This is a genomic window from Sphingomonas sp. SRS2 (assembly GCF_000971055.1).
GTDB lineage: Bacteria > Pseudomonadota > Alphaproteobacteria > Sphingomonadales > Sphingomonadaceae > Rhizorhabdus.
This window is the reverse complement of record NZ_LARW01000078.1, coordinates 1-13135: the sequence shown is the minus strand read 5'-3', so window position 1 is coordinate 13135 and position 13135 is coordinate 1. Positions and strand designations below refer to the sequence as shown.

The following is a 13135-nucleotide window of genomic DNA, read 5'->3' as shown; positions in this document are numbered from 1 at the left end:
ACCTTGACGTAGGTTTCATCCAGGCGCCAGCTCGGATCAAAGCCACGCCGCCAGAACCAGCGCAGCCGCTTCTCCATCTCCGGGGCGTAGCACTGGACCCAGCGATAGATCGTCGTATGGTCGACCGAAATGCCGCGTTCCGCCAGCATTTCCTCAAGGTCGCGATAGCTGATCGGATAGCGACAATACCAGCGCACCGCCCACAGGATCACATCACCCTGGAAATGGCGCCACTTGAAATCCGTCATCGTTCCGTCCGTCCAATCTCCGCCAAGCATGCTCAAGCTTCACGATTTTTGCAACAGAGCCCAGGCGAAGGCGTCGCTCATCTGGATCTCGGACGGCAACCGGCCGAATTGCTCCCGGAAATCGCGCGAGAACCGGCCCAGATGCGACACCCCGGACGCCAGCGCCGCATCGGTGACGCTGCTGCATTCGCCCGTTTCCAGCAACATCCGCGCATGGTCCATCCGATATCGCCGCAGCGCCTTCATTGGGCTTTCGTCGCGAAACTTGCGGAAATTGTCCAGCAGCGTTCGCGCCGGCACGCCGGCCGCCGTGGCGATATCTCCCAGGGTGATGGGCAATGCGAAATGTTCCCGCATAAAGGCTTCGGCCTTGCGCACCGCCGCCGGCGCGATGCTGGCGCGGGCCGGCGCGCCGTCCTGCTCGCCCGCCAGCAGCAGGCTCAGCAGCAACCGCTCATAATTGCGGGCGATGCGTTCGTCGCCCTGCACCATGCCGATGGCGCTGTCGTCGCCGATCAGGGAATTGAGGATACTGGCCCAAGGCGAGGACAGGGGCGCCTTCATGTCGATGCGGGTGCGGAAATGCGGCAGGTTGCCTTCATTGGCCGCGGTCAGCGCCCGCTTGTCGACGCGCAGGACCAGCTGTTCGCAATCATGGCTGAACCGCCCGCGCAGGGGGGTGCCCGGCGCGACATAGACGCCCTGCGTGCCGCTTGCGTCCATGGTTTCGCGATGGATGTTGAGTTCCGCCTTGCCGGACAGGCAGAAGATGAACAGATGATAGCCTTCGACCTCGTCCAGATCGATCGCCATTTCGCCGAAGCGAATCGTCCCGATCCCGATGCTGCCGAGCGAGACATAGTTCATCGACCCCTGATGCTTGCCCCGATTGAGGGGCGCCAGCCGATGCGGTTGCAGCACGCGCGAAATCTTCTCGCGCGTTTCATCGACGTCCGAAGACTCAAACAGGCGCCAGCTCTTGCCTGGTGAACCGGCCATCATTTGAAGTTCAGACATGCCTGACGCCTCGGCCCTCGCTGGGTCATAAGGATAAGTCCTCACTGTGGACAATAGCCTATGCCTTTCGATGGGACAAGCGAGGGGCGGGGCGCACGTCAGACCCGCTCGACCGCCAACGCCAGCCCCATGCCGACGCCGATGCACAGCGTCGCCAGTCCGCGCCTGCCGCCGCTCTTTTCCAGCTGATGCACCAGCGTCATCGCCAACCGTGCGCCTGACATGCCCAGCGGATGGCCCAGCGCGATGGCGCCGCCATTGGGGTTCACATGGTCCGCATCGTCGGCCAGGCCCAGCTGCCGCACGACCGCCAGCGACTGGCTGGCAAAGGCTTCGTTCAGTTCGACTGCGTCGAAATCGCCGATCGTCAGGCCCAGATGCGCCATCAGCTTTTGCGTGGCGGGGATGGGGCCGATACCCATCACGCGGGGTTCGACGCCGGCCGACGCCATGCCCAGGATGCGCGCGCGGGGCGTCAGGCCATGGGCCTTGGCCGCCGCCTCGCTGGCGATGATCATCGCCGCCGCGCCATCATTGATGCCCGACGCGTTGCCGGCGGTGACGGTGCCCTCGGGCCCGAACAGCGGCTTCAACTTGCCCAGCCCCTCGATCGTCGTGTCGGCGCGGGGATGCTCGTCGGTGCGGACCTCCACCGTCTCGCCCCGCTTGCGACCGGGCGTGACGACGGTGATGATCTCTTCGTCGAAAAAGCCGTTCTGTTGCGCGGCGACGGCGCGCTGCTGGCTGCGCAGCGCGAAAGCGTCCTGATCCTTGCGGCTGATGCCATGGTCGTGCGCCACATTTTCCGCCGTGCGCGGCATCGTTTCGGTGCCATAGAGCGCGTCGAGCGCCGGGTTGACGAAGCGCCAGCCCATGGTCGTGTCTTCCATCTGCTGGGCGCGGCCATAGGCGCTGCCCGCCTTGCCCACCACGAAGGGCGCGCGGGTCATGTTTTCCACGCCGCCGGCGATAGCGACGCCCATCTCGCCCGTGCGGATCGCGCGCGCGGCGGCGCCCACCGATTCCAGCCCGGACGCGCACAGCCGGTTCAGCGTCACGCCCGCCACCCCATGCGGCAGGCCCGCCAGCAACAGGCTCATCCGCGCGACGTTGCGATTATCCTCGCCCGACTGGTTGGCGCAGCCGTAGAAGACCTCGTCGATCACCGCCGGGTCCAGCCCCGGATTGCGCTCGATCAGCGCCTTCATCGGCAGCGCGCCCAGATCATCCGCCCGGATGCCGGCCAATATGCCGCCATAACGGCCGATCGGCGTGCGGACGGCGTCGCAGATAAAGGCTTCGGCCATCAGTTACGCGCTCCCTCAGCCGCGCGCAGCGGCACGCCGGCCAGCCCCTGCAATTCATCCAGCGACAGGCCGTCCACCATTTCCACCACGCTCGCGCCCGCCGCGCCGACTTCGAACACGGCGAGGTCGGTATAGACGCGCGACACACAGGCGAGGCCCGTCAGCGGGTAAGTGCAGCTTTCGACCAGCTTGCTCTGGCCCTGCTTGGTCAGCAATTCCATCATGACGAAGGTCTGCTTGGCGCCGATCGCCAGGTCCATCGCGCCGCCCACGGCCGGGATCGCGCCCGGTTCACCCGTGTGCCAGTTCGCCAGGTCGCCATTCACCGACACCTGGAAGGCACCCAGCACGCAGATGTCCAGATGGCCGCCGCGCATCATCGCGAAACTGTCGGCATGGTGGAAAAAGCAGCCGCCGGTCAGCAGCGTCACCGCCTGCTTGCCCGCGTTGATCAGTTCCCAATCCTCTTCGCCCTTCGCCGGGGCGGGGCCCATGCCCAGCAGGCCATTTTCGCTCTGAAGGAAGATGTCCTTGTCGGTGGGCAGGTAATTGGCGACCATCGTGGGCAGGCCGATGCCCAGATTGACATAGGCGCCTTCAGGAATGTCCTTCGCCACGCGGGCGGCCATTTGTTCACGGTTCAGACGTTGCATGGGGTGCAGGCTCCTGATCAGGCCGAAGCTGTGGCGTTGGCGGGCGCGATTTCGACCACGCGCTGGACGAAGATGCCCGGTGTCACGACGATTTCCGGGTCGATGCCGCCCAGCGGTACGATCTGCGCCACCTGCGCGATCGTGCACTTCGCCGCCATCGCCATGATCGGGCCGAAATTGCGGGCGGTCTTGCGGTAGGTCAGGTTGCCCCAGCGGTCGCCGCGATGCGCCTTGATCAGCGCGAAATCGGCCTGGATGGGATGTTCCAGCACATATTGCTTGCCGTCGATCTCGCGGGTTTCCTTGCCCTCTGCCAGCAACGTGCCGTATCCGGTCGGCGTGAAGATCGCGCCCAGCCCGGCGCCGGCGGCCTGGATGCGCGCGGCCAGATTGCCCTGCGGCACCAGTTCCAGCTCGATTTCGCCAGCGCGGTAGCGCGCGTCGAAATGGTGCGAATCCGACTGGCGCGGGAAGGAACAGATGATCTTGCGCACGCGCCCGGCCTTGATCAGCGCGGCGACGCCGGTTTCGCCATTGCCGGCATTGTTGTTGATGATGGTCAGGTTGCCGACGCCGCGCGCGATCAGCGCGTCGATCAGTTCGTCGGGCATGCCTGCCGTGCCAAAGCCGCCGATCATTACCGATGCGCCGTCCCGAATGTCGGCCACGGCCGCCGCGGCGGAACTCATGCTCTTGTCAATCACGCTCTTCAACTCCGTGCGGATGCTCCCGCGCGAAACAGAGGTTGCGCGCGCCTGAGTCAACCGATAATCGGCGTCCTGTCCGATAATCGGTTATTTTTGGAGCTGCCGTGGAAGCGCCGCGCGACATCGAAAGGCCGGGTGATCCCGAATATATGGCCTCACTCGCCCGTGGCCTCGCCGTGCTGCAATATGTGGCGCAACGTGAACGGCCGGTGTCCATCGCCGAAGCCAGCCGGGCGCTGGGGTTCAGCCGCGCGGCGGTGCGGCGGTGCCTCTATACCCTGCATCAGCTTGGCTATGTCGGCCATGATCTGCGCGGCTATTCGGTGCGGCGCAAGACGACGGCGCTCGGCCATCCCTACCTCTCGCTGACCGCCTTTGCCGTGCGCGCCCAGCCGCTGCTCGATTCGCTGCGCGATGAACTGGGGGAATCCTGTTCGTTGGGCGTGATGGAGGATGACGCCCTCTGCTATGTGGCGCGGTCCGAAGCGTCCCGCATCATGGCGGTGGGGCTGAAGGTCGGCAGTACCCTGCCACTCTATCCCACCTCCATGGGCCGGGTGCTGTTGGCCGGGCGATCGCATGAAGAGCAGGACGCCTATTTCGCCCGGACGCAGGTGCGCGCGCTGACGCCGCATACCATCGTCGACATTCCCCGGTTGCTGGTGACGATCAGGCGGGCGGCGGCGGACGGTTACGCGCTGGTCGATCAGGAACTGGAACTGGGGCTACGCTCCATCGCGGTTCCGGTGATCGACCGGGGCAGGGTGATGGCGGCGCTGAACGTCGGCATGTCGGCGGCGCGCGTGTCGATGGACGATGTGCAGGCGCGCCTGCTGCCGGCGCTGCGACGTACCGCCGGGCTGCTGCGCCCGGCCTGATCCTCAGGATCGCGCCGTCTCGGCCTCGATCTCCCTGAAGATCGCATGGCCGATATCCCGGATCAGCACCGCGCGGTCGGTCGTATCGGCGTGGCGCTGGCTCAATATGATCGGCGATGTTGGCCGCTCGGCTATCGGCACATAGCATATGTCCGCGCGCTGGATGTTCTGCATCGACGCCGGGACGATGGCGCGGCCCGACTGGGCGGCGACCAGGCCCAGCGCGGTCTGCACTTCGCGCACTTCGATGATCCGGCGGGGGTTGCATCCATGGTCGCGCATGATCGTCAGCAGCTGGTCGGCATAGCTGGGGCGCGGCTGGCTGGGGTAGATGATCAGCGTGCCGGCGGCCAGCGCCTCCAGGCTGACCTCGGTGTCCGGCTGCGCCGGCAAGTCGGTGGGCGAAAGCGCCGCCACCAGCGGTTCCTGGAACAATATCTCGCGGCGGATCGCCGGGTCGTCCACGCGCACGCGGCCAAGGCCGGCGTCGATCCGGCCCGCCTTCAGCGCCGCGACCTGCTGGATCGTCGTCATCTCCACCAGCTCGACGTCCGTGTCCGCCGCATGGGCGCGGAACCGCCGCACCATCTCGGCCAGCGCGCCGTGCATGATGGATCCCACCACGCCCATGACGAAGCGCGGCTGCTGCGCGGACGCATATTGCTGCATGGTCTTGGGGATCTGGTCGATGCTCGCCAATATCTGCGCTGCCTGTTGATGCAGGATGCGGCCCGCCTCGGTCAGGCGCACCGGCCGGCTACCCCGGTCGAACAGCGCCACGCCCAGGTCCTGCTCCAGTTCCTTGATATGCCGGCTCAGCGGCGGCTGCGCGATACCAAGGCGGTCTGCGGCTCGGGTGAAATTCTGCTCGGCCGCGACGGCCATGAACGATCGAAGGTGGCGCAGTTCCATACTATACTACTCCGGTATCATAGGATGCGGACTAAGTCTTTCTGGAATCCCGTTCAACCCGCTATTTCATTCATGGAAAGGTACCCGACAATGGTGACAATTGATCGCGTCGACACGTTCATCGTCGACGTACCCACTATCCGGCCGCACGTGCTGGCAATGGCGACGATGCACAGGCAGACGCTTTGCATCGTGCGCGTCCACTGTTCCGACGGCATCGTCGGCACGGGCGAGGCAACGACGATCGGCGGCTTGGCTTACGGCCCTGAAAGCCCCGAAAGCATAAAGACGAACATCGACGCCTATATCGCCCCGATATTGCAGGCCTGCGATCCCACCCGGCCGGCCATCGCGATGGCGCAAATCGCCAAGCATGTCGTCGGCAATAATTTCGCCAAATGCGCCGTCGAAACCGCGCTGCTCGACGCGCAGGGCAAGCGTGCGGGCCTGCCGGTCAGCGAACTGCTCGGCGGCCGCGTCCGCGATCGCCTGCCCGTCCTCTGGACCCTCGCCAGCGGCGACACCGGCAAGGATATCGAAGAAGCCGAGCAGATGATCGCCAGCGGACGGCACAATGCCTTCAAGCTGAAGATCGGCAAGCGGCCCGTGGCGGACGATGTCGCCCATGTCGGCGCCATCAAGAAAGCGCTTGGCGACCGCGCCAGCGTTCGCGTGGATGTCAACATGGCGTGGGATGAAACCACGGCACGCACCGGCGTTGCGATGCTGGCGGAAGTCGGCTGCGACCTGGTTGAACAGCCGCTTATCCGGCATAATCTCGCCGGCATGGCACGCCTGGCCGCGCGGTCGGCGATTCCGATCATGGCCGATGAAGGGCTGCAAGGCCCTACGACCGCTTATGATCATGCCAACCAGGCAGCCGCCGATGTCTTTGCCGTGAAGATCGAGCAGTCGGGCGGTCTTTTCGCCGCAAAGCAGGTGCAGGCGATCGCCGACGCGGCCGGGATCGCGCTCTATGGCGGCACCATGCTGGAAGCGGGCATCGGCACGATCGCGTCTGCCCATGTCTTCGCAACCTTCCCGCAACTGTCCTTTGGCACGGAGCTTTTCGGCCCCTTGCTGCTGACGGAGGAAATTCTGCAAGAGCCGTTGGATTATTCGGACTTCTCGCTGGCCGTGCCCAAGGGGCCGGGCCTTGGCGTGGAGCTGGACGATGATCGCTTGTCGTTCCTGCGGCGCGACGCGTCCCGCGCCACCATATCGATTCCTACAGCAAAGGCTGGTTGAAATGCTTTTCAAGGTTGAAATGGATGTCAATATTCCGCTGGATTACGATCCGGCGCGGCTTGACGAACTGAAGGCGGCTGAAAAGGCGCTTTCTCAGGAGCTTCAGCGTGCCGGTAAGTGGCGGCACATCTGGCGCGTTGCCGGGCAATATGCCAATGTCAGTATCTTCGATGTCGAAAGCAATGCAGAACTTCACGATCTGCTGATGACTTTGCCTCTGTTTCCGTTCATGGATATCCGCGTGGCGCCGCTGTGCCGACATCCTTCGTCGATTCATGAAGACGATCGCTAAGAATCATATTCCCAGGAGAGATCAGATGAATACTGATTTTGTGAAGACTCAACCCGTCCAAACTCTTCTCGACCGCGCCAGCGGCGTCGATGTGGAGGGCGGCGACCGTCGGCTCAAGGCCATTACCCGCGACCTCGTCGAAGCGGTGATGACGGTCATCGTCAAGCATGACATCAACGAAAGCGAATTCTGGAAAGCGATAGACTTTTTCCAGAAGGGCGCCGGTGAATTCGGCCTGATCGTGCCGGGCGTTGGCCTGGAACATTTCCTTGACCTCTACATGGATGCCAAGGACGCGGAAGCCGGGCTGTCGGGCGGCACGCCGCGCACCATTGAAGGGCCGCTCTATGTCGCGGGCGCGCCGCTGGTCGAAGGTGACGTCAACCTTTCCGACGACGCGGACGATACCGGCACGCTGTACATGTCCGGCACCGTCACCGGCCCGAATGGTGAGCCCGTCACCGATGCCATTCTGCATGTCTGGCACGCCAATTCGATGGGTTGGTATTCGCATTTCGACCCCACGCGCGAGCAGACGCCGTTCAATAACCGCCGCCGGATCAAGCTCGGCAAGGACGGGCGCTATTCCTTCCATTCGAAGATGCCCAATGGCTACAGCGTGCCCCCCGGCGGCGCGACCGATCAGCTGATGAAAGCCGTCGGCCGTCACGGCAACCGTCCTGCCCACGTGCATTTCTTCGTAGAAGCGCCGGGCTATCGCACGCTGACGACGCAGATCAATTTCGGTGACGATCCGTTCGCAGCCGACGACTTTGCGTTCGGCACCCGCGAAGGTCTGCTGCCAGTCCCGAACCGTCAGGGCGACACCGTCCATATCGCGTTCGACTTCCAGTTGCAGAAGTCTGCTGAGGCAACGGATGAAAGCTTCTCCGCTCGCAGCCGCTTGGCCGTCTGACAAGCGACCTTAACAAAAGCCGCCCTTCCCCATCTGTGGGGAGGGGCGGTTAAGCACGAACGGAATTGATAGGGCGAAGGCGATGGAAAAGCAGTTCATTATTACGGGAGACGGCTGCCGCATCGCCTATCGGTTCGATGGTAAAGAAGGTGCCCCGATCCTGCTGCTGTCCAACTCCCTGGGCACTGACATGCAGATGTGGGAACCGCAGCTTGCCGCCTGGAGCGCCCATTTCAGAATGCTGCGCTATGATCAGCGCGGCCACGGCGCGTCGGATGCGCCCGTCGGCGGCTATTCGCTCGATCGGCTGGGTCGAGACGTCATCGAACTTCTCGACCAGCTGGAGATAGAAACGATTGATTTTTGCGGCCTTTCGCTTGGCGGCATGACCGGCCAATGGCTGGGCATCCGCGAAGGACATCGGGTCCGCCGGCTGGTTCTGGCCAACACCTCAAGTTTCATGGGGCCGCCTTCGGCATGGGACGCCCGGATCGCCCTGGTGCGCGAAAGCGGCATGGCGCCCCTCACCTCGGCGTCGCTTGAGCGATGGTTCACCGCCGACTTCGTGGCAAGCTCACCCGACGCCATCGCGCCGATAGTCGCGATGCTCCAATCGACCGATAGCCAGGGCTATGCTGGCTGTTGCGCCGCCATACGGGACATGGACATGCGTTCCACTATCGCGCTGATCCGGAATGAAACCCTCATCATTGGTGGTAGCCAAGATCCAGCCACGCCGCCACCGCATAGCGAAGCATTGGCCGCCACGATCCCCCGCTGCCGGCTCGCCATGCTGAACACAGCGCATCTCGCCAATGTGGAGCGCCCCGCCGAATTCGGTACGCAGGTGTCGGACTTTCTGCGGGCTGAAACTGTCGTCGGCATCGATTCATTGTAGGTGGGCGGCAAAGCAGATCCAGGCGAATGCGCCGCATCACCGGCAGCGGAACACCTATGCCCCTGCCCGCCAGGATCAGCCCGCGCGCCCCAGGCTATCCGATGCCGGATGCTCCCGCGAAGATCAATGGACGCCGGCTCGACGGCGCCAACTCAAACGTCACGCCATCAGCAGGGTCTGCATTGCGCTATCCCGAAGGTTCCACGCAACCCTGCTGTCCTCAAAAGGATGTCATTTCTATCGGGGACAGAAAGTGTATATTCTAACCGGCAGGAACATTGGGGTGCAATCCGGCACTTCATTAACTCCCCTATGCTTAGTTCAAAGTAAAGCTGGGCATGTGACACTGAGTTCGTTAAGTTGATCACAGGTTACATGCGGCAGTGATTAATCGCAGTTAGCAAGGCGCCCATCCCCAAGCATCTTGCTGTCACTTTCGGCTATTCATCGCAGGACCGAGTTCCTGAACAAGGCAATCGACTACCTGCTGAACCTTCGGCAAAAGATGTCGGCGCTGTGGATAAACAGCCCAGATCGGTTCGTCATCGGGCTGAGCATATTCCAGCAACAGCTCTACCATACCGTGCTGTAGAAAAGGCATGACGTAGAAATCGGGAAGCTGACAGTCACCGAGACCTGAAACGCAGGCCTCCATGACCGCATGCCCGCTATTGCACCCGAAACGTCCCTTCGGGCGATGGGTGATTTTCTGATCGTGAACCTTAAAATGCCAGGCGCCCGCTGTACCTGCGATGCATTCTGTCCGTCGTCAGAACATTCGGCACGGATTGCGGCGTAAATTAGCGGAGTGCGGGCCTCGTCTGGGGGTTGATGTTACGCGGCGAGCTTGCGGTGTTGCAAGCGCCGATGCTCGATGGTCTGCCGCTTGATCCTTTCACGCTGTTTGATGATGGCTGCGGCCCTGCCGAAGTAGGCGTCGGCGGGCGTCACGTTGTTCAGGCTCTCGTGGTAGCGCTGGTGATTATAGTGCTCGACAAAGGCCTCGATCTGAGCCTCGAGATCACCTGGCAGGAAGTAGTTCTCCAGCAGGATGCGGTTTTTCAGGGTCTGGTGCCAGCGCTCGATCTTGCCCTGCGTTTGTGGGTGCAGCGGAGCACCGCGCACATGGCTCATGTTCTGGGCCTCGATATATTCAGCCAGTTCGCTCGCGATGTAGCTGGGGCCATTATCGCTGAGCAGCCTGGGCTTGTGCAGCACGGTGGCGCTGTCGCAGCCCGAGGCCTTGAGCGCGAGGTCGAGCGTGTCGGTGACGTCCTCGGCGCGCATATTGGTGCACAGTTTCCAGGCGATGATATAGCGCGAGAAGTCGTCGAGCACGGTCGACAGATACATCCAGCCCCAGCCGATGATCTTGAAGTAGGTAAAATCAGTCTGCCACATCTCGTTCGGCCGGGTGGTTTTGGTGTGGAACTGATCGGCGGCCTTGATCACGACATAAGCCGGGCTGGTGATCAGGTCGTGGGCCTTCAAAAGGCGGTAAACCGTGGCTTCGGACACGAAGTAGCGCTTCTCGTCGGTGAAGCGCACCGCCAGTTCGCGCGGTGACAGCTCGCTGTAATCCAACGCCATCTCGACGATCTGGTCCTGGATGTCGTCGCCGATGCGGTTCCACACACGGCTCGGCGCCGATGGCCGATCTTCCAGCGCCTCAGGCCCGCCCTCGAGGTATCGATCATACCAGCGGTAGAACGTCCGGCGGGGGATGCCTAGCTGGTCCAGGGTGCGCTTGGCGGGCAGGTGCGACTGCTCGACGATCCTGATGATCTCGAGTTTCTCGGATGCAGGATACCTCATTCTTCGTCGCCCCCATCCGCAATCATGCTTTTTTTGAGCAGCCGGTTTTCCAGCGTCAGGTCGGCCACGCATTCCTTCAGGGCGCGGGCTTCGCGGCGCAGGTCCTGCACCTCGCCAGTGGTCGCGGCACGGGCGGTATCACCAGCCAGGCGGCGCTTGCCCGCTTCCATGAACTCTTTCGACCAGGTGTAATACAGGCTCTGCGCGATGCCTTCTTTGCGGCACAGCTCGGCAATGCTGTCCTCGCCACGCAGCCCGTCGAGCACGATGCGGATCTTGTCTTCAGCCGAGAAGTGGCGACGGGTCTGGCGCCGAATATCCTTCACAACTCGCTCAGCAGGGGCCTTTGTCGGCGATTTTTTCAAGGAGGGTTGAGCCTTCATCTTCGTTCCTTCGTCACTACGACGAAGCCCCAACCCTCCTTAAATCACAACCTCAAATCTGTGCCATTGGTGCTGACGGCGGACACGTGTCCGTCGTCAGAACATTTGGCGCAGATCTCGGCGTAAATTAGCGGAGTGCGGGCCTCGTCTGGGGCCGCTTCAAGGATGAGATCGTCCCCGTCACGATCAAGGGGCGCAAGGGCGACACGGTCGTCGATGCGGACGAATATATCCGCGCAGGCGCGACGCTGGAGGCGATGCAGGGCCTACGCCCGGCATTCAAGAAGGACGGAACAGTAACTGCAGGCAACGCCAGCGGCATCAATGACGGCGCCGCCGCGCTGGTCCTCATGACGGCGACAGATGCTGCGCAGCGCAACGCGCCGGTGCTTGGGCGCATCGCTGGCTTTGCGACCTGCGGCGTCGATCCTGCGATCATGGGTATCGGCCCCGCCCCCGCATCGCGCAACGCTCTGGCAAAGGCAGGCTGGTCGCTCGCCGACCTCGACCTGATCGAAGCCAATGAAGCTTTCGCCGCTCAGGCGCTTGCGGTTGGGCAGGAACTTGGCTGGGACCCGGAGAAGGTGAATGTGAACGGCGGCGCGATCGCAATCGGGCATCCGATCGGCGCATCGGGTGCCCGCGTGTTGACCACCCTGCTCTATGAAATGCAGAAGCGGGACGCGAAGAAGGGCCTCGCCACCCTCTGCATCGGCGGCGGCATGGGTGTCGCCATGTGCATCGAACGCTGAGCTAAGCTTCCATCCACCAGCACGACTGCCGGTCCCGACCGCGATAGAGGTGTCTGTCGTCAGAACATTTGGCGCAGATCGCGGCGTAGATTAGCGGAGCGCGGGCCTCGTCCTGGGGTTGATATTAAGCGGCGAGCTTGCGGTGCTGCAAGCGTCGGTGTTCGATGGTCTTCCGTTTGATCCTTTCGCGCTGTTGGATGATGGCGTCAGCCCTGCCGAAGTAGGTGTCGGCGGGCGTCACATTGCCGAGGCTTTCGTGATATCGGCGGTGATTATAGTGGTCGATGAAGGCCTCGATCCGGGTCTCCAGATCGCCGGGCAGGAAGTAATTTTCCAGCAGGATCCGGTTCTTGAGGGTCTGGTGCCAGCGCTCGATCTTGCCTTGGGTCTGGGGATGCATCGGGGCGCCGCGGACATTGCTCATACCGTTGGCACCGATCCATTGGGCCAGCTCCTCGGCGATGTAGCTCGGACCATTATCGCTGAGCAGCCTGGGCTTTTGCACGACCCTGGCTGACGAACAGCCCGAGGCTTTAAGCGCCAGTTCCAGCGTGTCGGTGACGTCCCCGGCGCGCATGGTGGTGCAAAGCTTCCAGGCGATGACATAGCGGGAGAAGTCGTCGAGCACGGTCGACAGATACACCCAGCCCCAACCGATGATTTTGAAGTAGGTGAAGTCGGTCTGCCACATCTCGTTCGGCCGCGTCGTCTTGGTGTGGAACGCATCGGCCGCCTTGATCACGATGAAGGCCGGGCTGGTGATCAGGTCATGGGCTTTCAGAAGCCGGTAAACCGTCGATTCCGACACGAAGTAGCGCTTCTCGTCGGTAAAGCGCACAGCCAACTCGCGGGGCGATAGCTCGGACTGGTCCAGCGCCATCTCGACGATCTGCTGCTGGATATCGTTGCCGATGCGATTCCACACCCGGCTCGGCGCCGATGGCCGATCCTCCAGCGCCTCCGGCCCGCCTTCGAGGTAGCGTGCGGATTCCGAGGTGATCGCGCGCACCATTCCGATTTGATGGCGCGCGGGCTTCCGATTTAATGGCGCGCAGTGTTCCGCGAATTGTGCGCGCAGCATTCCGAGGTGATCGCGCGCAGTTTGAGAT

General features: G+C 62.9%; 13 protein-coding genes and 2 pseudogenes. 6 read left to right on the top strand and 9 right to left on the bottom strand.

The genetic code is table 11. The features are described from left to right. The 5 genes and pseudogenes from WP12_RS09830 to WP12_RS09810 form a co-directional block, all read right to left on the bottom strand. A pseudogene (locus WP12_RS09830) lies at positions 1-248 on the bottom strand (IS6 family transposase); the annotation flags it as partial. Positions 249-287: 39 nt separating this feature from the next. After that, positions 288-1265 (bottom strand): helix-turn-helix domain-containing protein, encoded by a 978-nt coding sequence (locus WP12_RS09825; protein WP_046193538.1) that lies wholly within the window; start codon positions 1263-1265, stop codon positions 288-290. 98 nt (positions 1266-1363) lie between these two features. Then, positions 1364-2572 carry a 3-oxoadipyl-CoA thiolase gene (gene pcaF / locus WP12_RS09820; RefSeq protein ID WP_011607937.1) on the bottom strand — a complete coding sequence of 403 codons (1209 nt, stop codon included), beginning with the start codon at positions 2570-2572 and terminating at the stop codon, positions 1364-1366. Then, on the bottom strand, positions 2572-3225 hold the full coding sequence (locus tag WP12_RS09815; protein WP_011607938.1) for a 3-oxoacid CoA-transferase subunit B: 654 nt from the start codon (positions 3223-3225) through the stop codon (positions 2572-2574). The genes pcaF and WP12_RS09815 overlap by 1 nt, the downstream gene beginning before the upstream one ends. Positions 3226-3242: 17 nt before the next feature. Beyond that, complete coding sequence (locus WP12_RS09810; protein WP_032073061.1) at positions 3243-3914, bottom strand: 3-oxoacid CoA-transferase subunit A; 672 nt, start codon at positions 3912-3914, stop codon at positions 3243-3245. Between the two features lie 122 nt (positions 3915-4036). Between WP12_RS09810 and WP12_RS09805 the strand changes: the two genes are divergently transcribed. Further along, positions 4037-4810: an IclR family transcriptional regulator domain-containing protein gene (locus WP12_RS09805; RefSeq protein ID WP_011607940.1), complete on the top strand. Its 774-nt coding sequence runs from the start codon at positions 4037-4039 to the stop codon at positions 4808-4810. 3 nt (positions 4811-4813) lie between these two features. Here WP12_RS09805 and WP12_RS09800 read toward each other — a convergent pair whose 3' ends face one another. Next, entirely contained in the window at positions 4814-5722 is a 909-nt protein-coding gene (locus WP12_RS09800) for a LysR family transcriptional regulator (protein ID WP_011607941.1), read from the bottom strand. 90 nt (positions 5723-5812) lie between these two features. Here WP12_RS09800 and WP12_RS09795 point away from each other — a divergent pair, with 90 nt between their 5' ends. The 4 genes from WP12_RS09795 to pcaD all read left to right on the top strand — a co-directional run bounded on the left by WP12_RS09795 (position 5813) and on the right by pcaD (position 9076). After that, entirely contained in the window at positions 5813-6970 is a 1158-nt protein-coding gene (locus WP12_RS09795; protein ID WP_032073060.1) for a muconate cycloisomerase family protein, read from the top strand. 1 nt (position 6971) lies between these two features. Then, entirely contained in the window at positions 6972-7262 is a 291-nt protein-coding gene (gene catC, locus WP12_RS09790; protein ID WP_032073059.1) for a muconolactone Delta-isomerase, read from the top strand. Positions 7263-7287: 25 nt separating this feature from the next. Next, positions 7288-8178: a dioxygenase family protein gene (locus WP12_RS09785; protein WP_011607944.1), complete on the top strand. Its 891-nt coding sequence runs from the start codon at positions 7288-7290 to the stop codon at positions 8176-8178. A gap of 82 nt (positions 8179-8260) precedes the next feature. Next, positions 8261-9076, top strand: a complete 816-nt coding sequence (gene pcaD / locus WP12_RS09780; RefSeq protein WP_011607945.1) for a 3-oxoadipate enol-lactonase — start codon at positions 8261-8263, stop codon at positions 9074-9076. A gap of 430 nt (positions 9077-9506) precedes the next feature. Here pcaD and WP12_RS24055 read toward each other — a convergent pair whose 3' ends face one another. Both WP12_RS24055 and WP12_RS09775 read right to left on the bottom strand, forming a co-directional pair. Then, positions 9507-9830, bottom strand: coding sequence for a LysR substrate-binding domain-containing protein (locus tag WP12_RS24055; RefSeq protein ID WP_084691069.1), 324 nt, complete (start codon positions 9828-9830; stop codon positions 9507-9509). Positions 9831-9910: 80 nt separating this feature from the next. Further along, positions 9911-11274 (bottom strand): IS3 family transposase gene (locus WP12_RS09775; RefSeq protein WP_235399085.1). Its coding sequence is split into 2 segments (ribosomal slippage): positions 9911-10924 and positions 10927-11274, totalling 1362 coding nucleotides; the frame shifts between segments, so codons are not numbered across the junction. A gap of 152 nt (positions 11275-11426) precedes the next feature. Between WP12_RS09775 and WP12_RS09765 the strand changes: the two are divergent. Continuing rightward, a pseudogene (locus WP12_RS09765) lies at positions 11427-12026 on the top strand (acetyl-CoA C-acyltransferase); the annotation flags it as partial. 124 nt (positions 12027-12150) lie between these two features. Here WP12_RS09765 and WP12_RS09760 read toward each other — a convergent pair. Further along, positions 12151-13135 (bottom strand): IS3 family transposase (locus WP12_RS09760; RefSeq protein ID WP_235399084.1); only part of this gene is annotated, 985 nt, incomplete at its 5' end.